Raw genomic sequence first — 26,561 nt, 5'->3', positions numbered from 1 at the left:
GTGAAACCTATTTTATTGGGGTTCCGTTCCAAGAGAATGTTGGTTCAGCTTCGCAGTAACTCCATTTTGCTTCCCAAGGCATGGGAAAATTAGGAACCGTGAACCGAATCGAAAACCGTCCCCATCTGTTGTTCAACTTACCAGAGCCATCTTCCCGCGATGTATCACACTTAACATTCGATTTACCTACCCAATAACCATGGTACTGTCCTCGATTACTAAGTACACCAGCTAGTCCTTCAAGGAAGATACTTCCTTCTGGATAAGTCCAGATAGCGGTTTTATTCCTATCGCTTTGATAAACAACTCTGCCATAGGTACTATTCCAGACTTCATCAGCTTGAGCTTTAGGAATTGCCACAGATGTCAAAACAAATACCGCACTTCCAATTACTAACTGTTGAATTTTCATTGCACTTCTCACTTACTAAGCTGTATAGCAGCTTACCATTGGTTGCTGAAATGCCAATATGATTCATTTTAGTAGGCTTGAGAAGAGACGCGATGCCTACGGCGGGCGGAGCCATCGCATCTCTTCTGAAACCCTTTAGAAGCTAGGTACTAATTATCTCGTTTCCACATTCCCAAGCTTTCTTTTGCATCATCTTAAAAATATTTAAAAAACCATTCGCACGGGAAGGGGTCAAACTGACATTTAAACCTGTTTCTTGGATAAAATCTGGTGTGAGCGCAGTAATCTCATCTGGAGTCAGCCCATTTAAACCCTCAGCCAAAAGCCCCACCAATCCTTTGGTAAGTTGGGAATCGGAATCTCCTTGGAATGACACTTTACCATCATCAAGAGTCGCAATTACAAAAACCTGCGATACACACCCAGAAACCTTATTTTCAGCGACTTTCCCAGCTTCAGGAAACTCCTTCAACTTCGTACCGTACCAAATTAATTGTTCATATCGTCGCTTTTGATCGGTTGCACGTTGAAAGCGCTGAACTATTTTGCCTAATGACGGAGGTAAAGAATCGATAATTGAGGACATAAATGAGGAAGTGGAAACAATCTACATCATCTTGAGTGTAGATTATCTCGAAGGTATTGGGAATTTGTCTTAAATAATAAATCCGTGGAGGATATATCGCGTCTCTGTTTGTATTTTCCCTATTCTTGAATATTTTCTCCAGGTATTAACACTGGCTGCTGATATAACGGTACTGTAAATGTCACCGTCGAACCCAGTCCTTCCCCCAAACTATAGAAATGAACTTCCCCACCCATCGCTTCCACGAGTTTTTGGGAAATCACTAATCCCAACCCAGTACCACCATATTGTCGGGTACGGGAACCATCTACTTGGGAAAATGATTGAAATAATTTATCTTGCTTGTCGAGGGAAACACCAATTCCGGTATCTGCAACACGTACCCGTACCATACCGGGAAATTCTTGGTCTTGAAAGCGGTTTTTCTTTTTTACCACATCTGCACTAATGGTGACACCACCTTCGTGTGTAAACTTAATTGCGTTACTCAGTAGATTCAGCATTACTTGTTTGAGACGTTGGTAGTCACCATACACCATAATTTCATCGGAGGTTTCTGGCTGAACTAGCTGAAAACTAAGATTTCTCTGTTCAGTTTGCAGGCTAATAAAACTACCAACATCAGTAAATAGTTCATTTAGATTAACAAAACTACATTCGAGTTTCATTTTTCCGGCTTCGATTTTCGCAAAATCCAGAAGATCGTTAATTATATTTAGTAGATGTAGGGAAGAGCGGTGAGCTTCTTCGATAAAATTATTCCGTTCCTCTTCGTCATCCACCATCCCATCGAGAATAAGTTTGAGAAAACCCATCATTCCGTTGAGTGGTGTGCGAATTTCGTGGGAGACATTAGCTAAAAATTCGCTTTTGAGTCGGGAAGCTTCTTCAGCCTGTTGACGGGCGGCAGAGAGTTCCTTATATAAAGTAGCATGTGCGATCGCTGTTCCCAATTGATCCGCTACTTCCTTGATTGATTCTAATTCGTCAATAGTTAGGGAGGAACGTTCCTCACACAACGTCAATACTATTAACCCATTGGGTTGCTCCTGATGACAGGTAGCTGCCACTAATATTTTTTGCTTGTGTAATTCTGGATGAACAGGATGTTCGATAATAAAAGGCTTGAGGGTTTCTAAAGCCTGCGTGAAACCTATTTCTGATGCCAAATTTATTTCTAAACCCAGCATTGAATTTATCCCCACTTGATGGTACTCGGCAATGACAGTGATATCTGTATCACCGGGTTTATAAGGGAAAATAATGCAACGTTCTAAACCTAGTCCCTCACCGACATCAGTAACTGTTTGCTGCCAAATATCATCTAAATCCAGGGTGCGACGAATATTTCTGGTGATCCTATTAATTAACTTTTGATGATTATTTCGGGATAGTGTAAGCGTTGTTTCCTGGGTTACGGGAGAAATTTTATCAATTCGCACAGATGGCTCAGTAGCTAGTAATCTTGATGATGGTGTTTTAAGATCCTCTCGATTGCTGTTAAGTTGTAACAACCGTCCCATCACTAACACCGTCGTAGCTGGATGACCCAAACTAGTCATAACTGGGCTAATTACCAATTCCAACTCCATCAATTGTTGCCGACATCGAAACCAACACTGGTAACGTTCGGGTACCAAAGTCGCTAAAATTCGGTGTAACCGCTGCAAATAGGCAACTTTATCAACTGGTACGAATAATTCTTCCTGATTCAACTTCGCCAGATTTTGATTAATATCTAAATCCAAACATTGACATTTTTGCCAATTAAAGCTTAGGTACATACCTTCACGACTCTGTATGTATACCAATTCAGCACCAGCATCTAACCATGAGCCATCAGCGCTAGTGACAATTGATTCCAAATTATGTGAAGTTACATCCGGCAGTTGGGAGTTGACAACAATGCTCATGGCTCAAGATTGTTTGTATATTATTGACGGCAACCAAAAAATATCGGGTGCTACTTATGCTTAAAGTTTGGCACAAGTTTTCACGTATTTGGTATAATTGGTCGCCGGTTCTTTCACGACTAGTAATTGGGGCTTAACAAAATTGATATTTCTTAATGACCCCACATAACTCGATGAAAATGATGTTATCCTCAATTCCTCAGTCATTCCACTCCCCACGAGGAGGTACTGGTTTACGAATAGGAGAACGTGTAAGTTCATCGTCACGAGGTACATCACCCCTTAACCACTGACGAATTGCTACCTCAATCACTTTGCTAGGATCATTAGTCAAGTGTTGAATTTGTTCCACAAGTTCTGAATCAAGACGTACAGCAATTTCAATTTTGTCAATTAGTCGCTGTTCTGCATCGGTGGCTTTATCTTTCATATTCATTGGTTGATGTACCTTAAATTAATTTTCTTAGAAACTATATCCAGAAAGTTGGTTGAGTCTTCTATCAACGATGTTCTGCAAAAATCGCTACGGAACAGCATAATACTTTGGTGATCGGAAAATATGCTGATGCCAATGTTATTTACATCTTGTAGCGATTCGTCATGTTTATTGTACGCTTCTAGTTGTTGAATACCAGAATCCACAAGCAGACTTTATAAAATTTTGTCAAGGGTGCCCCAAAAAGAGGCAGGGGAGAAGGGGGATTGTGACTCTTAATCCTACTTACTGACACTTTGTTAGGCACCATAAGCATTCTCCCTACTCCTTTTTCTCCTGCTTCTTCATATTCCCTCATTTCTAATTATCACCGTTCGGACGAATAACCATTAAAATACGTTAAGTATCTTCCTCTTTCTTTCCTTTGGTTGCTAAAGACAGCAAATTAAGTATATGACTGACGTTCCCGCTGATCGCATTCGTAATTTTTGTATTATTGCTCACATTGACCACGGGAAATCTACTCTAGCCGATCGCTTGCTCCAAGTGACTGGAACTGTAGAGCAACGGCAAATGAAGGAGCAATTTCTCGACAATATGGATTTGGAACGGGAGCGTGGCATTACAATCAAGTTGCAAGCTGCCCGTATGAACTATAAAGCTAAAGACGGGCAAGAATATGTTCTAAATTTAATTGATACTCCAGGACACGTAGACTTTTCCTATGAAGTTTCCCGTAGTCTCGCTGCTTGTGAGGGTGCATTATTAGTTGTAGATGCATCCCAAGGGGTTGAGGCACAAACTTTGGCGAATGTTTATTTAGCCCTAGAACATAATCTGGAAATTATTCCCGTACTCAATAAAATCGATTTACCAGGGGCAGAACCAGATCGAGTAGCTGGGGAAATTGAAGAAATTATTGGCTTAGATTGTAGTAATGCGATCCTTGCCTCAGCAAAAGAAGGTATCGGTATTGATGAGATTCTGGAAACTGTAGTAGAAAAGGTTCCACACCCTAAAAATACAATAGACCAACCTTTGCGAGCGCTCATATTTGATAGCTATTACGATAGCTACCGGGGTGTAATCGTTTACTTCCGAGTTATGGATGGTACGGTTAAAAAAGGTGATAAAGTCTATTTGATGGCATCGGGTAAGGAATTCCAAATAGACGAACTGGGTGTGTTATCACCAACTCAGAAGCCTGTTGATGAACTTCATGCTGGGGAAGTTGGTTATTTCGCTGCTGCAATTAAAGCTGTGACTGATGCGCGGGTTGGAGACACCATCACGTTGGTAAATAAAAAAGCCCCCACAGCTTTACCTGGTTATACCGAAGCCAATCCCATGGTATTTTGTGGGATGTTTCCCATTGATGCGGATCAGTTTGAAGATTTAAGGGAAGCCTTAGATAAACTGAAGCTAAATGACGCAGCACTACATTTTGAACCAGAAACTTCCAGCGCGATGGGTTTTGGTTTCCGTTGCGGGTTCCTAGGTTTGTTGCACATGGAAATCGTGCAAGAGCGCTTGGAACGAGAATATAATCTGGATTTGATTATCACTGCGCCTTCTGTAGTTTACAAGGTGATTACGCTCAAAGGTGAAGAGTTATATATAGATAATCCCAGCCATTTGCCATCTCCTAACGAACGCGATCGCATTGAAGAACCGTACGTTAAAGTTGAGATGATTACCCCGGAAACCTACGTGGGTAGTTTGATGGAGTTATCCCAAAACCGTCGCGGGATTTTCAAAGATATGAAGTATCTCACCCAAGGACGGACAACCTTAACTTATGAGTTGCCCTTAGCTGAAGTTGTCACCGATTTCTTCGATCAAATGAAGTCGCGATCGCGTGGTTATGCCAGCATGGAATATAACTTAATTGGCTATCGGGAAAACCCCCTAGTTAAGTTAGATATCATGATTAATGGCGATCCTGTTGACTCTTTAGCCATGATTGTCCACCGCGATAAGGCTTACAACGTTGGACGTGGAATGGCTGAAAAACTTAAGGAGTTAATCCCCCGTCACCAATTTAAAGTTCCCATCCAAGCCACAATTGGCAGCAAAGTCATAGCTAGCGAACATATTCCTGCCCTCAGGAAAGATGTACTTGCCAAATGCTATGGTGGCGACATTAGTCGAAAAAAGAAACTTTTGCAAAAACAAGCCAAGGGTAAAAAGCGGATGAAGGCTGTAGGTACTGTTGATGTTCCTCAAGAAGCTTTTATGGCTGTATTGAAGCTAGAACAATAATGATTTAACCGCCAAAAACTATAAATTTCTCTTGAAGAGGGGTGCAAGACTTTGCGCTCCTCTTTATTTTAGTTTTTAGTGTTTTTTCACAAGATAATTTTTGGAATGGTGTGAGCTAGTCGCTCTCATCTTGATTAATATAAGTAAAGTTAATTTAAGACATAATATAATATGATAGTGAGTATTCACTACTATTTATGTAAAGTAGTGTAAATTAATATCAGGTGAGGAAAACCGCACCGAATCATACAAAAATAAAGCAATTATAAAACAATGACCACAACCTTACAAAGACGCGAAAGCGCCAACGTATGGGAACAATTCTGTAACTGGATTGCCAGCACAGAAAACCGTCTATACATCGGCTGGTTCGGCGTATTGATGATCCCAACCCTACTTGCAGCAACAACCTGCTTCATCGTAGCCTTCATCGCAGCACCCCCAGTAGACATCGACGGAATCCGTGAACCAGTAGCAGGTTCCTTGATGTACGGAAACAACATCATTTCCGGTGCAGTTGTTCCTTCATCCAACGCAATTGGACTTCACTTCTACCCAATTTGGGAAGCAGCATCCCTAGATGAGTGGTTGTACAATGGTGGTCCTTACCAACTAGTAGTATTCCACTTCCTCATCGGCGTATTCTGCTACATGGGACGTGAGTGGGAATTATCCTACCGCTTAGGAATGCGTCCTTGGATCTGCGTAGCATACTCAGCACCAGTAGCAGCAGCAACCGCAGTATTCTTAATCTACCCAATCGGACAAGGTTCATTCTCAGATGGTATGCCCTTAGGCATCTCAGGAACATTCAACTTCATGTTGGTATTCCAAGCAGAACATAACATCTTGATGCACCCCTTCCACCAGTTAGGAGTAGCAGGGGTATTCGGTGGTTCATTGTTCAGTGCAATGCACGGTTCACTAGTAACCTCCTCCTTAGTACGTGAAACAACCGAAACCGAAAGCCAAAACTACGGTTACAAATTCGGTCAAGAAGAAGAGACCTACAACATCGTTGCAGCACACGGCTACTTCGGTCGTCTAATCTTCCAATACGCATCCTTCAACAACAGCCGCAGCTTACACTTCTTGTTAGCAGCATGGCCAGTAGTAGGAATCTGGTTCACCAGCTTGGGAATCAGCACCATGGCATTCAACCTGAACGGATTCAACTTCAACCAATCAGTAATTGACACCCAAGGTCGCGTCATCAACACATGGGCAGACGTAATCAACCGGGCTAACCTAGGTATGGAAGTAATGCACGAGCGTAACGCTCACAACTTCCCCTTAGACTTGGCTGCTGGTGATGCTTCACCTGTTGCATTATCTGCACCTGCTATCAACGGTTAATATTCCGCTGGTATAGTCTAGATAAATTAAGCTAAGTTAATTAGCTAACGAAGAGCGCCTTCTCGTGTGAGAAGGCGCTTTTTACGTGGTTACGACTCTCTAAAACTTGTAACAAAGAGAAACAATATAATTTTGTGTTAGTAAAAATTAATTATATTTCCCTTAATAGTGGCTAAGTTTACATTAGTTAATAAAGCTGATATTTTTTATTGGTAAATTATTTCTAAATCGTAACAATTGCAATTTGATCAATGTAAGAAATTAATGTAATAAATATATGTATGAGCAATCACAAAATATCCATGTGCTAATTTATTTTTTTAATAAGATCATGTGGAAGTGAATCTCATTCATCATTAACTTGCCTATATAGACAAGTTGGCAATTATAACTTGAATTGCTTTTACCTGGAAATCCAAAAGTCTTATAGACTTTAAATTTTCTCATCTCCTATGGACAGACTAAGCCAAGGGAGACGATACGTGAACAGTTAATTTCTTCATAGAAGAGTTGCTGAGAAAACCACACTGACCCTGAAAAAGACAGTGTGTTGAGTATGTCAGAAAATTTATAATCCATACAATCATGACCACAACAATAAGAAGACGCGAAAGCAGTCGATGGGATAATTTCTGCGAGTGGATTACTAGCACCGAAAACCGCATATATGTAGGTTGGTTCGGTGTATTGATGATCCCTACCCTTCTTTCAGCTGTAATCTGCTTCATCATTGGTTTTATCGCTGCACCACCTGTAGATATTGATGGTATCCGCGAGCCTGTTGCTGGATCTTTAATCTACGGTAACAACATTATTTCTGGTGCAGTTGTACCCTCATCCAACGCCATCGGCTTGCACTTTTACCCAATTTGGGAAGCCGCTTCGATGGATGAATGGCTCTACAATGGTGGTCCTTACCAGCTTGTTTGTTTCCACTTCCTCATCGGTATTTTTTGCTGGATGGGTCGTCAGTGGGAACTTAGCTACCGCTTAGGAATGCGTCCTTGGATTTGCGTAGCTTACTCTGCACCTGTAGCGGCTGCAACCTCTGTGTTCTTAATTTACCCCATCGGTCAAGGTTCATTCTCTGATGGTATGCCTTTGGGTATCGCTGGAACCTTCAACTTCATGTTGGTATTCCAAGCAGAACACAACATCTTGATGCACCCCTTCCACATGTTAGGTGTGGCTGGTGTGTTCGGTGGTTCGTTGTTCAGTGCAATGCATGGTTCACTAGTGACCTCCAGCTTGGTACGTGAAACAACTGAAACCGAATCATTGAACTACGGTTACGTATTCGGTCAAGAAGAAGAAACCTACAACATTGTTGCAGCACACGGTTACTTCGGTCGTTTGATTTTCCAATACGCATCATTTAACAACAGCCGTAGCTTACACTTCTTGTTAGGTGCTTGGCCCGTAATTGGTATCTGGTTTACTGCTTTAGGTATCAGCACCATGGCATTCAACCTGAATGGTTTCAACTTCAACCAATCAGTACTTGATACACAAGGTCATGTAATCAATACTTGGGCTGATGTAATCAACCGCGCTAACTTGGGTATGGAAGTAATGCACGAGCGTAATGCTCACAACTTCCCACTGGATTTGGCTGCTGGTTTAGAAGTTCCTGTAGCAGTTAGCGCTCCAGCAATCAATGGTTAAGTTTAATAGTTAGTTTGAAGACTGGCAAATAAAGTCTTTGAATGTTCAAGAAAGCGTCCCCTATTGGGGACGCTTTTTTGTTGTTAGCGAATTATTATCTAGATTATTAAAGAATCAATAAAGGATATTTTACTGTGTTTCATTTTTAAGTAAAATGACTTAACTATATAGGCTTGCAGAAGTATCAACGGAATGGACTGGATTACCCTACTGCGATCGCTGCAATCAGATTTTTTAAGTCGGTTGTTATCAGGTTCGTTGCTGCACTGTCAAATTGAGGGACAGCATAGTGAATTAACCGTCATCTCTGGTGAGAGATTGAGGGGTTTACGGGATTTCTGCTGGCAAATGGCGGAAAAATATAAACGGGTTTCTCCGGTAAGAGATGTCTTTATTAGCTTTTTGAAGGGGAAGTTGGGAGAAGAGGTTGTTCGGGAAAGATTAGCAGGTTTAATTACTGAAGTTGACTATGAGAAGCGGATTGGTGGTGATGGAAATGTTGATTTTACCCTGAGTGGGAATCCCTTGGTGGGTGTGGAGGTAAAATCAAGATATGGAAGCATTGATCGAGTAACATGGTCGGTAAGTGCAGAGGAAGTAGCTAAAAATGCGGTGATTGTGTGTGTCTTAATTCAGGAAAATGTTCATGAAGCGCAATCACAGTACCACATGATTTTAGCGGGTTTTTTACCAACAGCAATGATTAAGTTGCGAACTGGAAGAATTTCTTTTGGAATTGAACAGTTGCTTTATGGTGGTGGTTTGAGTTGTTATTTACAAGAGTTTTCTAGCAATTCTCAAGGTTTACTGAATCGGAAAAAATATCCAGGAGATGAGTTTGTTAGAAATTCGCAAAAGATAGCTGTTTCTGAGGAGGATAAAAATCCTAGTCAGAGTTTAGCAGAGTTAATTAATTCATATCTGAAAACAGGGGACGATCATTTTGCTAGGGGTAACTACGAAGTGGCAGTTTCTAGATATCAGGAAGCTTTAAAGTTAGATATAGATAATTCAGAAATTTACTATAAAATTGGTTTATCTAAATATCATCTAAAAGATTATGATGAAGCAATTAGGGATTTAGTAAAGGTAGTTAGTCTGAATCCTCATCATCTCCAGGCATTACACAAACTAGGTTTAGCACGATATCAAGGAGGTGAATTGGAGAATGCGATCGCACTATTCACCCAAGCGTTGCAAATTAACCCCCACGATGCACGAATTTACGTTCACCGTGCAGAAGTGCGATCGCGCTTGGGAGATAATCAAGGTGCTATCGAGGATTATCATCAAGCAATGAAGCTAAATCCCATCATAGCTGAGAATCAGGAGTATTTACAGCCTATTGGTATTCATCCTGAAGATGTTGAAGGTTTTCGCAATCGTGGCAACTCTCGCTATGATATTGGCGATTTTACTGGTGCAATTCAAGATTACACAAGCGCTTTACAAATTAATCCCCATGATGCAGATATTTACTACAATCGTGCGAATGTTAAGTACGACATGGCTGATATTAAAGGCGCTTTGGATGATTATAACCAAGTAATTAAGATTAATCCCTATGATGCTGAAGCTTATTTTAGTCGTGGGAATTTGCGTCGGGAATCAGGAGATAAGCAAGGTGCTATTGAAGACTTTGAAAAAGCGACAGAATTATATCGTCAGGAAGGAAAATTAGCTGAACATAAAAGTGCAAAGGAACAAATTTTAGATTTAGAAATCGAAGAATCTTTAGATATTTTAGATTTTTAATATTTGGCTTTTAGATAAGCTCAAAATATATTGGTTTCAATACGACTTTTACAGTTAATGTTGCGCTACGTGAACAGCAAGCCCTATTTATTCACACGGGCAAAGGTTGCCTCCGCAGCCTGGAATAACTTAAACAACTAATATTTATCTAAATTTAATAGGTTTTTCCGTATTTACGTCATGTCAAAAATATTGTTTTACATTTACAACAGAATAATCGGGGATAATTAAAATGTAACTCAAATGGAAAAAGGCGACCACATATATATTTATTTGCGCGAAAAAGTCACAGGTAAAAAGTTTACTCATCATGGTATTTACATTGGCGATAATCGAGTAATTCATTATTGGGATGGAAAAATAAGACGCGGCAAGATATATAAGGATAAATGGCTACGCAGAAGTATTAAGATCCAAGAATATGAAAAATGTTATTGCTCAGAACGTGTAGTTAAAAGAGCAAAGAAAAGGTTAGGAGAACGTAAATATAATCTAATTTTAAATAATTGTGAGCATTTTACATATTGGTGTAAGACTGGTAAACATAAAAGTAGACAGGTGAAGGATATGATTAAAATCCCTAAAATTAAAATCCCTACAATTAAACTACGTAAAATTAAACTAAGATTCTTCTAACCCCACTCAGGATGAACCTAAATGGGGTATGGAATATCTCTACCCTACCAAACTAATTCCCCGCTTCACTAATGCATCCGCAGTAATACCATTAAACGCCATCAATTCACCTGCACTGGCGGTAGTTTCCCCACGCTTCCAGGCAAAGGTATCCCGTGGAGAAGTACTTCGCAACATGATAGGTTCCAGCATTGCCGCTGCACCACCTGTGACACCAATTAAGGCATCTCCACCAAAGATTTGATTGAATTTAGCATCATCCAAAAAGCCTCCGTCAGCTTCCGAACAGGTACTCCAAGCCACATCATCAGCACGATACAAACGGCGAGGATTAATAATAGAAACTATCCGACTTCCAACACCTTGTTCTTGCAGTTTTTTAGCAGCTTCGTAGGCTGGTAATAATGTGATGTCTCCAATAACTGCAAAAACTACCATTTTATTTCCAGGTGTTTCTTGCAATACCACCGCACCATTTTCTAAGCCTTCTTTTGTCTGAGCAAAGGTAGTTCTAATTGCCAAAGGTGACTTACTAGCAGTAATCACAATTCCTTTATTCTTAGTTGTTAATGCCCAATCGTAACAAACTTGAATACTGTTAGCATCGCAAGGAAATAGGGGGAAAACATTCCCGTTTCGCATCATTGCGGCAAAGTAAGCTTCGATTTCTGGACGTTGGTGTGTCCAGCCGTTGCGTCCTTGCTCTAAGGCTCCCGCTGTGTATAGAGTAATAGTTGAAGGGGTTTGGCGGCGTAATTCTGCCATGGCTTGGATGACGGTTTGCCATATTGGTAGCCCATTAATAGCAAAGGACTCGTAGGAACACCATAATGTTCTGGCACCCATCAACGCCAAACCTGCTGCTAGTCCGGCACAGGCATCTTCACTCAGGGGTTCGTAAACTTGCCCACCTGGTGCTTGGTTATACAAATCATCTTTAACAGGGTGATTAATTTTCAACGCCTGGTTAATGTTGGCAATTCCCGATGCTTCATTTCCATCTGCGTTGGTGACGATGAATTGCTTATCTTTTTGCCCTACTATACCAACTAATCTTCCCATAGCGGTGGTGGCAACTTTGGCTTCTCCTCCCACTGCGTATTCCTCTAGGGGTAAAGTACCAATGTCTGCTATTGCTAATTCAAATTCGGTAACGGCAGTTTTGGATGCAGAACCTCCACCAGCTTTTTCCAAGTTGCTGCGTACCAATTGCCAAGCTTCTGGTGAAAGTGCGATCGCTTTCAGTGTATCAGCTATATGGGGAGCATCTAAGGTATCTTTGGGATACAAGTTATGGGATTTTGCACCTCTGGCGTGGACTCCGGCTCCCTTGAGTTGTTTAATGATAAATACGGTGAGTTTGCCACCTAATGCAGATTTTGCCGCTCGATCTACTTCTGTTAAAATGGCTTTGGTAAATTCCATTCTCTTGGTAAAGGAGAAGGCAGTACCATCAACGTAGTCACCAGGTTGATTTTGATCATCAAAGTCTTTGGCATCTACCAAAATCACTTCATCAAAACCATTACCTTGCCAATATTGAATCATCTCCGCGTTAGTTTTGGTGGAAACCATACTGTGATGTTCTTGACTAAATCCATTCCACACCAAAACAGGGAGAAAATTGGTAACTTCTGGGTAAGCTGTATGGAAATGTCCCATGGAACTCATGATGTAGGGTTCACCCAAACCACCATCCCCGACTGTGAAGGGAAACAACTTGTCACGATGGAGAAGTGCTGCTGACATGGCAAAATGTTGTCCTTGTCCTAGAGGTCCAGCAGGTGCAAGAATACCAGGAATATAACCGGAAAGATGCCCTAATAAGCCATGTTGTTCGCGGAAGCGATCGCGTAATTGTTGTACGTTAGTAATACCCATGTCTTCTAGGGAGCGATCTAAGAACATGGCACTATAAAATCCGGGGGCATGGTGTCCTACTTCGGTGATAATATTTTTGTAGCCCAGCATGACCAAAGCTGCATAAGCTTCTGCTTGACTAGCAAAGCCGCCGGGGTGTCCTGACGCTTTACTTCCGGTAACTTGCAAAGTTAAATAGCGCAGTGCATCAGCATAGAGAATTGTTTGGTAGACTGCGGCATCATCACTACTGTTGACGGCAACACCAGATATTGCACTCTCTTTTCCATATTTAGCAAATTCCGGTAGCGATTCCCCAAAATATTGGATACCTTCGCAGAAATCCGGATATGCTGAAGTTGGTTTTGGGGTTGTTGCTGTCATACTGATTACCTTAAGGGTGTGGAGAGGAATAAAAGAGTTTTGCTTCAATTTAACGAAGTCAGAGGAGGTTCCTCGGCGTTAAACGGCTAGGTCTCTCTGACCAAAATTTTACAACCTTCCGGTAATCAGTACTTATCAGTTTTTTAGAAGATTAGTATAAGGTGAAGTACCCCATCTTGCCTTTGGCTGAAAATGGGGCTTCCAATTTCAACTAGCACAAGGACGGTTTTATTCGTCTACGGAGTTTCCCGTCTCATTCGCAATTGCCTCCACCAGCCGTCTAGCTTTTGGTCTTACACCGCGTCCACAGGCAGCAATCCCCCTTCCTGAGATTGTTTGATTATTTTGTCGGCAGACTTACCTTGGAATTACAGCAATATCTGACCAGCTGGGTTTATGTCTCTTCCCCAATCTTAGCCGAGTACCGTAGCCTCTTAGTCTTCTGGGTGGGTCGCAACCACTCTAATCTTACCATTTTTCTACAATCAAATCAAATCAAATATTTTAGATCCTGGATGGAGCATCTGTTGCTATCCATCCGCAGGCTATACCTCTATTTTTCACAAGTTTTGGGATGGGTTTGGCAAAGTCTTTATTAGACTTTATTTTAGAGGTTTTGACTTCTAGCTATAGTACAGAGGAAAATCTAAGAATTTAGATTTTGTAAGGCTTTGAAAATGTTGTGAGAAATCCGGGTATAGAGCCGTGGGGAATTCCGCAAGTTTGGTTAAAACGCAATTCCAGTTTCTAACTTCTCAATTACTAAATCAATCATTTCTACACCCTGCTGTACATTTTCAACTTTACTCAAATCTCCCCGCAACTCAGCAGCACCCACAAAACCCTTAGCATACCAAGCCATGTGTTTACGGGCTTGTTGAATTCCTCTGTCACCCTTATATTCGTACAAAGCCTGTAAATGTTCCTTTGCACATGTCAATCTTTCGATTGCAGTTGGTGGTGGCAAATATTCCCCATGCTTGAGGAAATAATCAATCTCACCTACTAAAAACGGATATCCCAGGGTTCCCCGTGAACACATCACCCCATCTGCACCCGTTACTTCCAAACAGTCCACCGCCGACTCTACCGAAAAAATATCCCCATTGGCAATAACTGGAATTTCTAATATTTTCTTCACTTTCCCAATCCATTCCCACCGAGCAGAGCCATTATATCCTTGGGCGCGAGTCCTGGCATGAACAGTAATCATTTTTGCCCCTGCATCCTCCATTCTCTTCGCAAAATCGAGAATTGTAATTTCCTCATCATCCCAACCAATCCTGGTTTTGATGGTGACAGGAACATCTACAGCTTTCACAACTTCCCTCACAATTGTTTCTGCTAATTCTGGTTGTCTAAGTAAAGAGGAACCACCACCTTTTTTGGTAATTTTATTTACCGGACATCCCATATTAATATCAACCGTATCGGCACCTTCTTCTACTGCCTTTTGGGCTGCTTCTGCCAGAAAATGGGGACGACAATCGAATAGTTGAATACTGATAGGGCGTTCATTTGGATCTACCTCCATAATTTTGGGTATTTCCTTGACATATTGTAAATTTGATGCATGTACCATTTCGGTATACAGCATTGATTCCGGTGCATAGCGACGAACTAAGCGACGAAATACTAAATCTGTAACACCTGAAAGTGGCGATTGAAAAACTCGACTTTTGAGTTGGAGGGTTCCGATTTTGAGAGGTGTGGAAAGTCTAGTTTGGAGAGTGGGAGATAGCATAAGGGGAAGTGGGGAATTTTACAGCAATTTTCAGGTAAAGAAACCACACGTAGAGACGTTCCGGTGGAACGTCTAGACAAGGTTTTGCTTTGGTTTAATCCCAAAATTTACTTAATCTTTCTAATCTATCCCGGTATTCAATTTTACTTATCCAATCTTCTGACCATACAGACATACCCAAATAAGTACCAGCGAAAGCCCCTGTCAAACAGGCAATAGAGTCAGAATCTCCGGAAGTAACCGCTGCTCTTTGCAAGGCTTTTACTGGCTCTTCTGGATACAATAAAAAGCATAAAAGCCCAGTCCCGAAAGCTTCTTCTGCAATCCAACCTGCACCAGTAGCTAAACAAGGATCTGTGTCATAATCGGGGTTAATTAAGGCTGCATCAAGGCGATCTAAAATGCCTAAACACTCATCCCAGCCTCTACTAATAAACTCTTCAGGTGTTTTAGTATAGGGACGTTCCCACAAATTTCCTAACCAATCGTGATGGTAAACTGTACGTTGTTCGTAAGCATAGTTGCGAAGTTGAGCAGGTAATTCCTTGATTTGGCAACCTTGAATGAGGAAATGTATAGCTCTTGCGGTCAAATCGGATCCTACTAATGCGGTAGGATGACCATGGGTCAATGCTGCTTGGAATTGGGCAATTGCCCCCTGTTGTTCCACTCCTAAAAAGGCTACTGGTGCTACCCGCATATTCGCACCGCAACCCTTAGATTCTGCCACAGTCGCTTCATACCAAGGTATACCTGTTTCCAATTTTTCACAGGCACTTAAGCAAGTCATCCCTGGTGCGCGGTTATTATCTGGACTATTGCACCAATCAACAAAAGCTTTCCTCAAAACTGGTTCCAGAGTATTAGCTGTATATTCCCCAGATGCTACAGCAATCAAAGCCTCACCGACAGCTAAAGTCATCTGTGTATCATCTGTAACTAAAGCAGGATTATCTTCTAATTCTTTTGGACCTTGGGGTGGGAAACGACGGATAATTTCCTCTACTGACAAAAATTCTGTCTTAGCACCTAAAGCATCCCCGAAAGCTAATCCAAATAAACATCCAGAAGCACGACGCATAAATAATTAAATAATTTAAATAAATATCGAAAATTTAGATAATGTCGCAATAAATTGTTGGTGCGTGACATTATAAACCCTGATTTATCCCACATAATTTATCAAGGTGTCACACACCCTAAGCGGGTAGTGAAGATTCAGTTGTAGGTTGCGTTATGGCTAATTCCGATCCTCTCAAATCATTAGATAGCCATAACGTACCCAATATCTACTTTATAAATTACTTCCAGAGATAGTAGCTTTGAAAAAAGCAAGATGTTATTCTTCCAGTAAACTCCGCAACATCCAAGCTGTTTTTTCGTGAACTTGCATTCTTTGGGTCAATAGATCAGCTGTCGGTTCGTCGTTAACTTCTTCTAAAATGGGGAAAATGGATCTCGCAGTCCGCACAACTGCTTCTTGTCCTTCCACCAAAAGACGAATCATTTCTTTTGCTTTGGGAACTCCGGCTGTTTCGGGGATAGAACTAAGTTTTGCATACTCGCTGTAAGTTCCTGGTGCTGGATAACCTAAAGAACGGATTCTTTCAGCGATTAAGTCCACAGCTAATGCTAATTCATTATATTGTGTTTCAAACATCAAGTGCAAAGTTTGAAACATTGGTCCTGTTACATTCCAGTGAAAATTGTGCGTTTTCAAGTACAAGGTATAGGTGTCCGCTAACATCCGCGAAAGCCCTTCGGCAATTTTAGCTCTGTTAGCATCATCAATGCCGATGTTTACATTAGAAGCTTGGGTTTGCATGAGATTCTCCTAATTTCCACTACCACTATATATATAATTAAGCGTTGATTTCGTGGTTAAGGTTAAAAAGATACTTTAATTGTTGATCACATCCCAAAATAGCATTATGGAAATTAGCAACAGCATGACACCTGCTGATTTTTCTACTGTTTTCGGTGATAGCTTGGTAGAAACCCAACTACCCAACACTACCCCTAGAAAACTAGTAGTAATTAAAGCTGCTGCTGAACCGAGAAATACTACCCAAGGATTATGAGATTGAGCGCTCATCAGAAGCGTTGATAGTTGGGTTTTATCGCCAATTTCTGCTAAAAATATAGTTACAAATGTAGTGCCAAAAGTCACAAATATTGACTCTGATTTCCGAGAGACTCCACTGACTACAGAAGATGAATGTTCCTGAGTCGCAACTACTGAAGAAGTTAAATTTACTGCTTGTGGATTCAATTCTGAGTGGCTTTGTGATTGAGGTAAGCCAATAAAGTCATTTGGTACAGAGTCAAGTTTCACGGGTTATCTGTTATTTGTGAGTATTTTCATATTCTTATCATTTTCTCAGGTAATTGTGATCAATTGCAACTAAATCGAGAAAATTTTCAATTTTTTTCATAAGTTCCACGAAATTCCCCATCCCTCAATGCTTTGATAATTTCTTGGTTAGCGGCTGGAAATTCAAAGTTATCTAAATCTTCTAAATCTACCCATCGTACTTCCTCGCACTCAATGGTTTGGGGGATACCTGCAAGATGGCAGCAGTGATGTACTGTTAATGTGATTCTAAAATTAGGATAGGTATGGTCGATAGTAACAAGATGCTTGCGGACTTCAATTTCAATGCCTAGTTCTTCTTTAATTTCTCGCTGTATACAATCTTTGATTGTTTCTCCCGCTTCAATTTTTCCACCAGGAAATTCCCATAAACCAGCCATATCACCTTTGGGTAGCCGACGATCGATTAATACTTGCTTTTGATCATTCCAAATGACCGCGACGCCAATAATTTTATGGGGAATATTATCTATATTTTGATTCATGTTGACTAATGATAACAAAACTCGGTAGATTTGACATATCCACCGAGCTTGTATTTTATCTGGTTAACGGAGCAATTTTTGTTTTATTTTCAGACGGGGATTAGTTATAATTCTTGAGTATCTTCTTCAGATTCAGATCCTTGCAAAGCTACTTCAAAATCCATTCGTTGTTCGGCATTACGGAGAAAGTAACCGCTAATCATTGCGGAAGCAAGCAAACGACCAAGATTTTCACGATTTGTAGTAATCGTGACACCAAAATGCTCGGAAGGCAAGTGACCTAGTAAACCAACTATATTACGTTCCATCACTTGGAAAACTTCGTTTGAGGTTGGTTTTGACAGTTGAGTAACCGTTTCTGGACTCAAGGATTTTACGTACTGCCACAATAAGTTACCTGTTTCTGAGTCGCTGTTGAAAAATTCGGAAACTCGGTTTGGGTGGTTACTCATGTTGTTCTCCTTAATCTACCAAAAATAAGCTGTTGTCTAGAAATCTAAATGCGAGTAGCTGTATTTGAGTTAACTAAAATTTTTCTGTAGGACTGGTTAGAACATAGGGGTTGTCAGGAAGATGACTATATATAGTGAGGTTACAGGTACTCAGTTCCATGAAATCCTACAGAATATTTTGCCCATACTTTAACGTTCACTAGCCCTCTAAAAGTTTGTTTATTCCTGTAAACTAATGTAACAGTTGGCTTTTTAATTGGAAGTAGTTGTAACCGTACCAAAGACTGAGTGTTTTCTCACCTGATGGGAGTTTCTACTTACTTGGTTTGCCTGTGGGAATAGAAAGCAGATTTGATTTAGTTGTTTTATGGTGATACTTTCAGCTTTTGTCGGTGTTTTTGTGGGGAAATTCTGGAATATCTAGCAATTATAGAAGTATACATGAGAAAATGGGAAATTATGTTCTGTGAGTCAATCTTATTTTGAATGCGATCGCTTCCTTGACCGAACATAATGGGATACAAGCCCCTAACTTCTATTTAGGTTTTGAGGTTAGTATCACATATAAAAGATGGTGTGCGTGACGCGACAAGTCTCATTGCTAGGTTGAAATATTCTCATAGCATCACACACCCCACTAGAAAAAATGTGCCAGTTGCGTAAGTCCTACTGAAAATATTCTCTGAAAACACCCGTCGGGACACAATAAAATCATTGTGTCCCGACGGGTGAAAATTATTTATTCAATATTTTGATTGAATTTGCTTTTAAAAGGATGTTGACTAAGCTAAGTGTTTTTGAACAACTGCAACTAATGTATTAGTCCATTCGTTCACCATATCTATTTCCTCTGCTTCCACCATGACACGAATCACTGGTTCTGTTCCAGATGCCCGTACAAGGATTCTACCAGCTTCACCCATGGCTTTTTCCGCCAATGCGATCGCATTCATCACTGGTTCACATTTTTCCCATGCCAATCGTCGGTTACGATCTTCAACACGGACGTTTTTCAGGATTTGGGGATAGGTTTGAAAGCTGCTATCTATCAACTCACCCAAACTCACACCAGATTCCTTCACAAGTGCTGCAATATGTAAAGCTGTTAATAGACCATCACCAGTAATTCCGTAGTGACTACATAGGATATGACCAGATTGTTCACCTCCTAACGTCGCCCCGGTTTTCATCATTTCAGCTTGGACGTATTGGTCGCCCACTGCGGTACGGGTCAAATTTCCCCCAATTTGCTTCCAAGCCCGCTCAAAGCCCAAATTAGCCATGACTGTGGAGATAATTAGATCTTCAGGCAACTGTTGTTTTGCCTTGAGGTCACTTCCCCAAAGATAAAGAATGTAATCTCCATCTACCTTCCTTCCCAAATTATCCACTGCCAAGACGCGATCAGCATCACCATCAAAGCCAAAACCGAAATCTGCGTCGTTTTCAAGTACTGTAGTTTGCAGTAATTCCAAATGTGTAGAACCGCAATTTACATTTATGCGATCGCCATTTGCTTTATTATGCAGACAGATGACTTCAGCACCCATTGATTTAAACACTGATGGTGCTAAACCCACTGCTGCACCCCATGCCAAATCTAACACCACCTTCATCCCTTGAAGATTGAGGCGATTTTGCAAAGGCTTTTTCAAACTGTCGGCATAATCAGCTACTAATTCGGGACGTGTGTAATGTCTTCCTGGATTAGCTTGTATGATTCCTAAAGGTGAAATACCCCGTAACCCAGCTTCAATTTCTAGCTGTAAAGCTTGAGGTAATTTATTTCCGTTGGCACCAAACACTTTAATTCCGTTATCTTCGGGGGGGTTATGACTTGCGGAAATCATCACTCCACCCACAGCTTGGGAAATACTTGTTAAATGGGCAACGCAGGGAGTGGGACACAAACCCAAATACCAAACTTCAACCCCTGCGGCTGTTAATCCTGCACTCAAAGCCATCGCCAGCATATCACTGGAGTTGCGAGAGTCTTGTCCCAAGATTACGGGACCTAAATTAGTGGCATGATTAGTTAAAACAATTCCCGTCCAAAAACCAATTTGTAAGGCTAAAGGGGCTGTAAGAATTTCCCCTACCTTCCCCCGAATTCCATCAGTTCCAAACAAAGCTGTTGCTGGTAGAGAGACACCACCCACCATCAATTCTGTTGCTTTCTCAATTGTCGAAACCCCAGAAATACCGTTTTGAGTTCGAGTTGCAAACGACACCATAAGCTAAAACACTCCACACAGTCACACTGGAGAATAACACTTTATACTTGAATTCAACAATTCTTTTCAAATACATAAAATAATTTTAATCAGAATTATTATTTTGATTTACTTCAATATCTAGACTACTTATTATTGACCCCAATTGCCCGTAAATACTGAGAAGTTTCACCAAATAACCGTAAAGATTCAGTAAAATCTTCTCCAAATGCGGAAAATTTTGGGCTATTTTCCCTGTTTGATGTCAATGGTGTTCGTAAAAATACATAAATATAATGTATGTAATGTATTCGTCATGTTCATCCAGGAAGGGTGTGGTAAACCTGCGTGAGTCATATAGAAATGCTTGTTTTAATCAACATTGCACTGGAAGCCCTAAATCAAGTCCAAAGATCTCATCCTTGGGCTGTTGAGGGTCTGATGCAAAATAGTGTCAAAAGTTACAATTTATTGCAATTTAAATCAAACTAATCGAAATTCCTATCAAATGGTTTTAATGTAACGTTTTAGTATTTTTGAGGAATAGGGTGTTTACTAGTTCGATAGTCTTGCTACCCTAGCCTGCAAGTTAACCTTTTTAAGTTGAGAAATTTTAGTATGAGCAGCAATTTAGCATCCAAACTACGCATTGGTACTAAAAAAGCCCACACAATGGCAGAGAATGTGGGTTTTGTCAAGTGCTTTTTAAAAGGTGTTGTCGAGAAAACTTCATATCGGAAATTGGTTGCAAACTTCTATTTTGTGTACTCAGCAATGGAAGAAGAGATGGATAAACACAAAAACCATCCAATTGTTGGCAAAATTAATTTCCCTCAACTTAACCGCAAACAATCTTTGGAAGAAGATTTAACATACTACTATGGTGCTAATTGGCGAGATCAAATCAAGGTTTCTCCAGCGGGTGCAGCTTATGTAGAGAGAATTCGCAAGATTTCTGCTACCGCACCGGAGTTATTAATTTCCCATTCCTATACCCGTTATATGGGAGATTTATCGGGTGGGCAAATTCTCAAAGGGATTGCCCAAAATGCGATGAATTTGTCAGATGGTGATGGGACTGCTTTCTATGAGTTTCCCGAAATCAGCGATGAGAAGGCTTTCAAAGCAAATTATCGCGCAGCACTAGACGAAATGCCCCTAGATGAGGCAACATGCGATCGCATAGTTGAAGAAGCGAATGATGCTTTTGGTGTCAATATGAAGATGTTCCAAGAGTTGGAAGGTAATTTGGTTAAGGCAATTGGACAAATGCTGTTCAATACCCTTACCCGTCGTCGCACTCGTGGTTCAACTGAATTGGCAACTGCTGAGTAGAAGCATAGTACAAGAATTGGGTGACGCAAGGATGGGAAGGATGAATATTGGTAGAGTTAGATTTTGAGATTTAAATCTGCAAATATTGTTTTATCTTATCCTTGCGTCACCCTAGCTATTAGAGTCAAAAGCTGTTAGTTAACTTCAGTATCCCGATAGTTAGCATCTACCCAACAACGTGGTAGAGTTTCCCCAGAAGGGAAAACTAGATTTTTTTTATGATAAGCTGCTACGTCTTGCTCTTCTTCTCCGGCTTGTTCTCTGCCATGTATCTCTTCAACGGTTGGGTCTATTAGTTGTACAACTTCTGATATCTTAACTAAATGACCTGTTTCTTTAACTTGTAGTAGCATTTTATTTTCCTCTAAAATTTTCCAAAAAAAAGTGCTTGGGTAGGCTGTTGACTCTGTGCCTTTTTTGGGATTTCGTTCATCCAAAAAACGTGGATAGTTATGATGGCTGAAACGTTGGTTTTGGTAGGGTTTTAACGAGGGATTGAACCCACGAACAAAAGTACCAAAAATCGCCCAATTTTTAACAAAGTCAACAGCTTAGTGCTTGGGATGTGGTGCAAATTTGCAGTTGCACGCTGGGGGGGTTTTTCATGCTAATTTGGAATTAGCTTTGAAATGTGATTGGCTGTGGTTTTAGGTGGTTCTTGCAGCGCTTTGGTTTTAAGTGGAGATTGTGACATTGCTTCCTTTCGTTGCAATGACAAAACTCTGGTTTTAGTAGAGATCGTGAGATTGGTAGTCTGGGACAAGGCGCTTTGCGTCTACCTTTCGTTGCAATGACAAAACTGTATTTTTGACGACAAACTAATTAGATCAATTAACGGTACTTTCCTAGGAGTGGGTTCAAATGCCCTATTCCCAATAATAAGCAGCATGAAATTGTACTTATGGAAATAGCTGAAATACTGTTTTACGGCAGTTCAGGTATTACTTAAGCAGGAGTCAAATATGTTTTTTAATACTACATATCTCTTTGAAACTTTTCTAATATATCCACAATACTGACTTGGCATTGTAGAGGTAGTAAATCGATGAGTGAAATTTCGTTTCTTCCCCCACCGATTTTAACTGTCACTGACTTAATTATCTTGGTGACATCATCCTCATTGATAGTTTTGTTGGATGCAATCAGAGGATAAAGTTGTTGGGCAACAGAGGTATGGATTTTAGCATCTCTCAGGTAGAGATGCCATTTAGCAATATCGATGTAGATATTGTCACCAATTTCTGCTGCTAAAGCTTCGATTGTTTCGGTAGTATTGGTCGCAGCCATGAATTAACCTCAATTAAGTGGGTAAACTCTAGACTATCTAATTCTATCGTGCGATCGCATCCCCAATCACTGCCGTAAGTTACAATGTTTTCGCTTTACTTGATCTGACTTTAGGTGGATTTAGGGGTTTCTGAGTAATCAGCGATCGCGCTAATGTAAATTAAGTGTGATACCAATATCCCCAACCAGCTTAAAGTTACCCAAGGTAGCCATTGCCAATCGGTTTTGAGAAATATGTGGAAAAACCACATGCCAGAGTTGACGGCAGCAAATCCGGCTACATGTACAGCAAAAGTCATCCGATCATCAAGTTTACGGTATTCAGGATCTTCGCGGGTAGGTATGCGTGACCAACGTGGAGGCATAATAAATTAATAACTAATGTGTATACAGAGTAATAATCCTTATTTTACGATTTCCCCAGTAAATAATCTCCAGATTTTCCACCAGTTTTACTCACTAAGTGAATTGACTCGATTTGAATCGATTTTTCCAAGGCTTTCGCCATATCATACAGCGTTAGAGCCGCAACAGATACCGCTGTCAAAGCCTCCATTTCCACCCCGGTTTCCGCTTTGATTTTCACAGTAGCCTCAATTTGATAACCTGGTAATTCTGGTTGGGGAATGATTTGAACTTCTACCTTCTGCAATGGTAAAGGGTGACACAGGGGAATCAGATTTGCAGTTTGTTTAGCTGCCATGATTCCGGCAATTCTCGCTGTCCCCAAAACATCACCCTTGGGGGCATTTCCCGCTTCAATGGTGGTAAAGGTTTCCTGGGACATTCTGACATTAGCGACAGCCACAGCGGTTCTAATTGATGTTGCTTTTTGAGAGACATCCACCATCTGTGCTTGCCCTTGAATATCGAGATGGGTAAGGCTTTGAGAACTTTGCGAAAAATTATCTTGCATTCTTAGGTAGACCTGTGATAGTATTTATTTCTGTTGAGGGTGTGTAGCTCAGTGGACTAGAGCACGTGGCTACGGACCACGGTGTCGGGGGTTCGAATCCCTCCTCGCCCGTTGATGTAGGTTTGAAAAAAGAGTTGAGAGTTTATCTCTTAACTCTTTTTTCGTTGTAACCAAGAAGGAAAAAAGTATTTTATTTTTAGTGGCTACTCTGTAATTGCATAGACATCTTTACCTCTACCAAGGGCAAAATTGAAGGAAGTGCGGATACTCTTACTTGATTGAGTCATAAAGATGAAAATAGCGACAAATGTTAGGAAAGAAGCAAAACCAAACATGTCTCTGTAACCAAGTTTTTCCGCAACTGAACCCAAAATTGGTCCAGCAATGGCAATTCCCACGTCAAATCCACCCACACACAATGCAAAAACTCGCCCTCTTTCCTGGGGTTGAGAACGATCTGCCATCATTGTCACAATTGATGGTATCATTAACCCGCCACCGACACCTTCAATTAAAGCAGCTAAGAGAAACGAAGCTTTGCTGTCAGCTTGCCACAGTAAGAACATGGAGATGCTGTAGCAGACAATTCCAATTGTGACAAACAATCCCCGCCCAATGCGATCGCTAATTCTCCCCATCACTAATCTGGAGCTAAAACTAGTAATTGCTGCGGTACTATAAAATAGTCCTGCATTCAAGTCAATTTTGATGGACTTGATAAACAAAGGTACAAATGTACTTAATGTCCCAAATGCCAAACCCACTAGAAACATCACTAAAGTGGGAATGCGAATCCTGGGACTGAGTAAAATTTTCCAGAGGCTAATATCTTCACCTGTTGCATAGGTTTTTTTTGCCACAACCGGACAAAAAACCTGATAAACACAAGTTAAACATAGTAATGCTGATATTGTGGAAAACAGAAACAGAGGTAGATAACCATATTCTGATTGCAAATAGCCACCTAAAGCTGGACCAATTGCCATCCCAATAGGGTTTACTAGACTCATGTAGCCAACGATCTCACCACGTTTTTCACTTGGTGCTAAATCTGTGACTAGGGTGCTGTAGCCTGTGGTAAAAGCGGCGAGACTGATACCGTGAAATGCCCTTAATGCCATCAACAATGGAATCGATTTTACCACTGCATAGCCCAGTGGGGCAATTGCCGCCACCAATGCCCCAATAATTAATACTAGTTTGCGACTACGTTTATCTGCCAACTGCCCTAGTTGAGGACGACATAGCAACAACCCAATGGCAAAACTACCCATCACTACGCCAATTTGCTGTTTACTGGCTCCAATATCTTCAACATATAGTGGTAATGTTGGTAGTAGTGATGCCATACTTGACCAGAAAAATAAACCTGCTGTAAATAATGTCAGCAGGTTTTGTCGTAATCTTGGGTCGATATCATTGAAAGCACTCACGGTAGATGCGCCTAATTTTTACTGTATCCTTTATTGTTACATTAATTAATATTTTTCGTAATGACTTCTCTCACACGGTAGATAGGTTTTCCTTGGGATTCGTGGTATGTCCGCATCAATACTTCTGCCAAAAGTCCAAAACAAAATAATTGGACTCCAGTAACTAACAATAAAACAGCTAAAATTAGCAAAGGGCGATCGCCGATATCTTCATGAAATACTAATTTGACGAATGTTAAATATAAACCAATTGCCCCACCAGAAAAAATCGAACTTAAACCTAACAAGCCAAAAACATGCATCGGACGGGTGAGAAAGGTTTTCATAAAGGCAATAGTGAGTAGATCCATCATGACTCTAAAAGTCCGCGATAACCCGTATTTACTTTGACCAAATTTTCGCGCATGATGACGGACAGGCATTTCGGCGATTCTGGCACCTTCGATGTATGCCAAAGCTGGTAAAAAACGATGCAACTCACCATACAAGTTCATATCTGCCACTAATTCCGCTCGATAAGCTTTGAGGGAACAGCCATAATCGTGGATCCGGACTCCGGTGATGCGACGAATTAGCCAATTGGCGATTTTGGAAGGTAAAAGCCTAGTTAGTGCCTTATCTTGGCGTTTTTGCCGCCAACCACTCACCATATCGTAACCTTCATCTAGCTTTGACAGTAGCATCGGTATATCTGCGGGGTCGTTTTGCAAGTCTGCATCTAAAGTAACAATTACTTTGCCTGTAGCGTGGTTGAATCCAGCCGCCATTGCCGCCGTTTGCCCGTAATTGCGACGTAAAATAACAGACTTTAAATCGCTTCTATTTTCTGCCTTTTCTTTGAGTAGTTGTGGTGAACCATCAACAGAACCATCATCCACACAAATAATTTCATAACTCAAATTACAGCCTTGAAGAGTAGATGCGATCGCATCTAGCAAATGTGGTAGACTTTCCACTTCATCCTTAATTGGCACCACCACCGAAACATCGGGAATCGGCAGCGATATGATATTATCCATGCCTTCAATTCGTTCGGAAATTAACCCACTCCCCATAC

The 26,561-nt window shown here is 40.8% G+C and carries 24 protein-coding genes and 1 tRNA gene; 7 read left to right on the top strand and 18 right to left on the bottom strand.

Annotated features, from left to right (window positions below; translation table 11 throughout):
• Positions 1-7 precede the first annotated feature (7 nt).
• From CAL6303_RS22275 to CAL6303_RS22260, 4 genes are all read right to left on the bottom strand, one after another.
• Positions 8-412, bottom strand: coding sequence for a hypothetical protein (locus CAL6303_RS22275; protein WP_015200088.1), 405 nt, complete (start codon positions 410-412; stop codon positions 8-10).
• A gap of 142 nt (positions 413-554) precedes the next feature.
• Positions 555-998 carry a SufE family protein gene (locus CAL6303_RS22270; RefSeq protein ID WP_015200087.1) on the bottom strand — a complete coding sequence of 148 codons (444 nt, stop codon included), beginning with the start codon at positions 996-998 and terminating at the stop codon, positions 555-557.
• 119 nt (positions 999-1,117) lie between these two features.
• Positions 1,118-2,911: an ATP-binding protein gene (locus CAL6303_RS22265; protein WP_015200086.1), complete on the bottom strand. Its 1,794-nt coding sequence runs from the start codon at positions 2,909-2,911 to the stop codon at positions 1,118-1,120.
• Positions 2,912-3,110: 199 nt separating this feature from the next.
• Entirely contained in the window at positions 3,111-3,347 is a 237-nt protein-coding gene (locus CAL6303_RS22260) for a hypothetical protein (RefSeq protein ID WP_015200085.1), read from the bottom strand.
• Between the two features lie 453 nt (positions 3,348-3,800).
• Here CAL6303_RS22260 and lepA point away from each other — a divergent pair, with 453 nt between their 5' ends.
• From lepA to CAL6303_RS22235, 5 genes are all read left to right on the top strand, one after another.
• Positions 3,801-5,609 (top strand): translation elongation factor 4, encoded by a 1,809-nt coding sequence (gene lepA, locus CAL6303_RS22255; RefSeq protein ID WP_015200084.1) that lies wholly within the window; start codon positions 3,801-3,803, stop codon positions 5,607-5,609.
• 273 nt (positions 5,610-5,882) lie between these two features.
• Entirely contained in the window at positions 5,883-6,965 is a 1,083-nt protein-coding gene (gene psbA / locus CAL6303_RS22250) for a photosystem II q(b) protein (RefSeq protein WP_015196354.1), read from the top strand.
• Positions 6,966-7,550: 585 nt separating this feature from the next.
• Positions 7,551-8,630, top strand: coding sequence for a photosystem II q(b) protein (psbA, locus tag CAL6303_RS22245; protein ID WP_015200083.1), 1,080 nt, complete (start codon positions 7,551-7,553; stop codon positions 8,628-8,630).
• A 192-nt stretch (positions 8,631-8,822) separates the two neighbouring features.
• Positions 8,823-10,385 carry a tetratricopeptide repeat protein gene (locus CAL6303_RS22240; RefSeq protein WP_015200082.1) on the top strand — a complete coding sequence of 521 codons (1,563 nt, stop codon included), beginning with the start codon at positions 8,823-8,825 and terminating at the stop codon, positions 10,383-10,385.
• Between the two features lie 243 nt (positions 10,386-10,628).
• Complete coding sequence (locus tag CAL6303_RS22235) at positions 10,629-11,021, top strand: lecithin retinol acyltransferase family protein (RefSeq protein WP_015200081.1); 393 nt, start codon at positions 10,629-10,631, stop codon at positions 11,019-11,021.
• Between the two features lie 39 nt (positions 11,022-11,060).
• Here the strand turns inward: CAL6303_RS22235 and CAL6303_RS22230 are convergent, their stop codons facing one another.
• The 8 genes from CAL6303_RS22230 to glmM all read right to left on the bottom strand — a co-directional run bounded on the left by CAL6303_RS22230 (position 11,061) and on the right by glmM (position 20,554).
• Entirely contained in the window at positions 11,061-13,265 is a 2,205-nt protein-coding gene (locus CAL6303_RS22230) for a transketolase (RefSeq protein ID WP_015200080.1), read from the bottom strand.
• Between the two features lie 727 nt (positions 13,266-13,992).
• Positions 13,993-15,009 carry a tRNA dihydrouridine synthase DusB gene (gene dusB / locus CAL6303_RS22225; RefSeq protein WP_015200079.1) on the bottom strand — a complete coding sequence of 339 codons (1,017 nt, stop codon included), beginning with the start codon at positions 15,007-15,009 and terminating at the stop codon, positions 13,993-13,995.
• A 94-nt stretch (positions 15,010-15,103) separates the two neighbouring features.
• A complete protein-coding gene (locus tag CAL6303_RS22220; RefSeq protein WP_015200078.1) occupies positions 15,104-16,090 on the bottom strand; it encodes an ADP-ribosylglycohydrolase family protein in 987 nt (328 codons plus the stop codon).
• A gap of 258 nt (positions 16,091-16,348) precedes the next feature.
• Positions 16,349-16,834, bottom strand: a complete 486-nt coding sequence (locus CAL6303_RS22215) for a Dps family protein (RefSeq protein ID WP_015200077.1) — start codon at positions 16,832-16,834, stop codon at positions 16,349-16,351.
• A 75-nt stretch (positions 16,835-16,909) separates the two neighbouring features.
• Positions 16,910-17,344 carry a TMEM165/GDT1 family protein gene (locus CAL6303_RS22210; protein ID WP_015200076.1) on the bottom strand — a complete coding sequence of 145 codons (435 nt, stop codon included), beginning with the start codon at positions 17,342-17,344 and terminating at the stop codon, positions 16,910-16,912.
• Positions 17,345-17,430: 86 nt separating this feature from the next.
• Positions 17,431-17,868 carry an 8-oxo-dGTP diphosphatase MutT gene (gene mutT, locus CAL6303_RS22205; RefSeq protein ID WP_015200075.1) on the bottom strand — a complete coding sequence of 146 codons (438 nt, stop codon included), beginning with the start codon at positions 17,866-17,868 and terminating at the stop codon, positions 17,431-17,433.
• A gap of 104 nt (positions 17,869-17,972) precedes the next feature.
• Positions 17,973-18,320, bottom strand: coding sequence for a DUF760 domain-containing protein (locus CAL6303_RS22200; RefSeq protein ID WP_015200074.1), 348 nt, complete (start codon positions 18,318-18,320; stop codon positions 17,973-17,975).
• A 782-nt stretch (positions 18,321-19,102) separates the two neighbouring features.
• A complete protein-coding gene (glmM, locus tag CAL6303_RS22195) occupies positions 19,103-20,554 on the bottom strand; it encodes a phosphoglucosamine mutase (protein WP_015200073.1) in 1,452 nt (483 codons plus the stop codon).
• Positions 20,555-21,151: 597 nt separating this feature from the next.
• Here glmM and CAL6303_RS22190 point away from each other — a divergent pair.
• Positions 21,152-21,868, top strand: a complete 717-nt coding sequence (locus tag CAL6303_RS22190) for a heme oxygenase (biliverdin-producing) (RefSeq protein ID WP_015200072.1) — start codon at positions 21,152-21,154, stop codon at positions 21,866-21,868.
• Positions 21,869-22,002: 134 nt separating this feature from the next.
• On the opposite strand, the gene CAL6303_RS22185 is transcribed toward CAL6303_RS22190, so the two are convergent.
• The 4 genes from CAL6303_RS22185 to moaC all read right to left on the bottom strand — a co-directional run bounded on the left by CAL6303_RS22185 (position 22,003) and on the right by moaC (position 24,071).
• Positions 22,003-22,221, bottom strand: a complete 219-nt coding sequence (locus CAL6303_RS22185) for a hypothetical protein (protein ID WP_015200071.1) — start codon at positions 22,219-22,221, stop codon at positions 22,003-22,005.
• A gap of 622 nt (positions 22,222-22,843) precedes the next feature.
• Positions 22,844-23,155: a DUF3181 family protein gene (locus CAL6303_RS22180; RefSeq protein ID WP_015200070.1), complete on the bottom strand. Its 312-nt coding sequence runs from the start codon at positions 23,153-23,155 to the stop codon at positions 22,844-22,846.
• A gap of 110 nt (positions 23,156-23,265) precedes the next feature.
• Complete coding sequence (locus CAL6303_RS22175; protein WP_015200069.1) at positions 23,266-23,520, bottom strand: 2TM domain-containing protein; 255 nt, start codon at positions 23,518-23,520, stop codon at positions 23,266-23,268.
• A 44-nt stretch (positions 23,521-23,564) separates the two neighbouring features.
• Positions 23,565-24,071, bottom strand: a complete 507-nt coding sequence (gene moaC / locus CAL6303_RS22170; RefSeq protein ID WP_015200068.1) for a cyclic pyranopterin monophosphate synthase MoaC — start codon at positions 24,069-24,071, stop codon at positions 23,565-23,567.
• 37 nt (positions 24,072-24,108) lie between these two features.
• Here moaC and CAL6303_RS22165 point away from each other — a divergent pair.
• Positions 24,109-24,182, top strand: a tRNA-Arg gene (locus CAL6303_RS22165).
• 92 nt (positions 24,183-24,274) lie between these two features.
• Here CAL6303_RS22165 and CAL6303_RS22160 read toward each other — a convergent pair.
• Positions 24,275-25,504 (bottom strand): MFS transporter, encoded by a 1,230-nt coding sequence (locus tag CAL6303_RS22160; RefSeq protein ID WP_015200067.1) that lies wholly within the window; start codon positions 25,502-25,504, stop codon positions 24,275-24,277.
• A gap of 41 nt (positions 25,505-25,545) precedes the next feature.
• Positions 25,546-26,559, bottom strand: a complete 1,014-nt coding sequence (locus CAL6303_RS22155) for a glycosyltransferase family 2 protein (RefSeq protein ID WP_015200066.1) — start codon at positions 26,557-26,559, stop codon at positions 25,546-25,548.
• Positions 26,560-26,561: the final 2 nt, after the last annotated feature.

This window comes from Calothrix sp. PCC 6303 (genome assembly GCF_000317435.1).
Lineage (GTDB): Bacteria > Cyanobacteriota > Cyanobacteriia > Cyanobacteriales > Nostocaceae > PCC-6303.
This window is presented reverse-complemented; position numbering and strand designations above follow the sequence as displayed.

Coding starts and splice junctions, on each gene's coding strand:
- CAL6303_RS22200 (WP_015200074.1), bottom strand. CDS start 18,320: ATGAGTAACCACCCAAACCGAGTTTCCGAATTTTTCAACAGCGACTCA.
- CAL6303_RS22240 (WP_015200082.1), top strand. CDS start 8,823: ATGGACTGGATTACCCTACTGCGATCGCTGCAATCAGATTTTTTAAGT.
- dusB (WP_015200079.1), bottom strand. CDS start 15,009: ATGCTATCTCCCACTCTCCAAACTAGACTTTCCACACCTCTCAAAATC.
- CAL6303_RS22235 (WP_015200081.1), top strand. CDS start 10,629: ATGGAAAAAGGCGACCACATATATATTTATTTGCGCGAAAAAGTCACA.
- moaC (WP_015200068.1), bottom strand. CDS start 24,071: ATGCAAGATAATTTTTCGCAAAGTTCTCAAAGCCTTACCCATCTCGAT.
- CAL6303_RS22180 (WP_015200070.1), bottom strand. CDS start 23,155: ATGGCTGCGACCAATACTACCGAAACAATCGAAGCTTTAGCAGCAGAA.
- psbA (WP_015196354.1), top strand. CDS start 5,883: ATGACCACAACCTTACAAAGACGCGAAAGCGCCAACGTATGGGAACAA.
- CAL6303_RS22220 (WP_015200078.1), bottom strand. CDS start 16,090: ATGCGTCGTGCTTCTGGATGTTTATTTGGATTAGCTTTCGGGGATGCT.
- CAL6303_RS22155 (WP_015200066.1), bottom strand. CDS start 26,559: ATGGGGAGTGGGTTAATTTCCGAACGAATTGAAGGCATGGATAATATC.
- CAL6303_RS22275 (WP_015200088.1), bottom strand. CDS start 412: ATGAAAATTCAACAGTTAGTAATTGGAAGTGCGGTATTTGTTTTGACA.
- psbA (WP_015200083.1), top strand. CDS start 7,551: ATGACCACAACAATAAGAAGACGCGAAAGCAGTCGATGGGATAATTTC.
- lepA (WP_015200084.1), top strand. CDS start 3,801: ATGACTGACGTTCCCGCTGATCGCATTCGTAATTTTTGTATTATTGCT.
- CAL6303_RS22265 (WP_015200086.1), bottom strand. CDS start 2,911: ATGAGCATTGTTGTCAACTCCCAACTGCCGGATGTAACTTCACATAAT.
- mutT (WP_015200075.1), bottom strand. CDS start 17,868: ATGAATCAAAATATAGATAATATTCCCCATAAAATTATTGGCGTCGCG.
- CAL6303_RS22260 (WP_015200085.1), bottom strand. CDS start 3,347: ATGAATATGAAAGATAAAGCCACCGATGCAGAACAGCGACTAATTGAC.
- glmM (WP_015200073.1), bottom strand. CDS start 20,554: ATGGTGTCGTTTGCAACTCGAACTCAAAACGGTATTTCTGGGGTTTCG.
- CAL6303_RS22190 (WP_015200072.1), top strand. CDS start 21,152: ATGAGCAGCAATTTAGCATCCAAACTACGCATTGGTACTAAAAAAGCC.
- CAL6303_RS22230 (WP_015200080.1), bottom strand. CDS start 13,265: ATGACAGCAACAACCCCAAAACCAACTTCAGCATATCCGGATTTCTGC.
- CAL6303_RS22175 (WP_015200069.1), bottom strand. CDS start 23,520: ATGCCTCCACGTTGGTCACGCATACCTACCCGCGAAGATCCTGAATAC.
- CAL6303_RS22270 (WP_015200087.1), bottom strand. CDS start 998: ATGTCCTCAATTATCGATTCTTTACCTCCGTCATTAGGCAAAATAGTT.
- CAL6303_RS22185 (WP_015200071.1), bottom strand. CDS start 22,221: ATGCTACTACAAGTTAAAGAAACAGGTCATTTAGTTAAGATATCAGAA.
- CAL6303_RS22215 (WP_015200077.1), bottom strand. CDS start 16,834: ATGCAAACCCAAGCTTCTAATGTAAACATCGGCATTGATGATGCTAAC.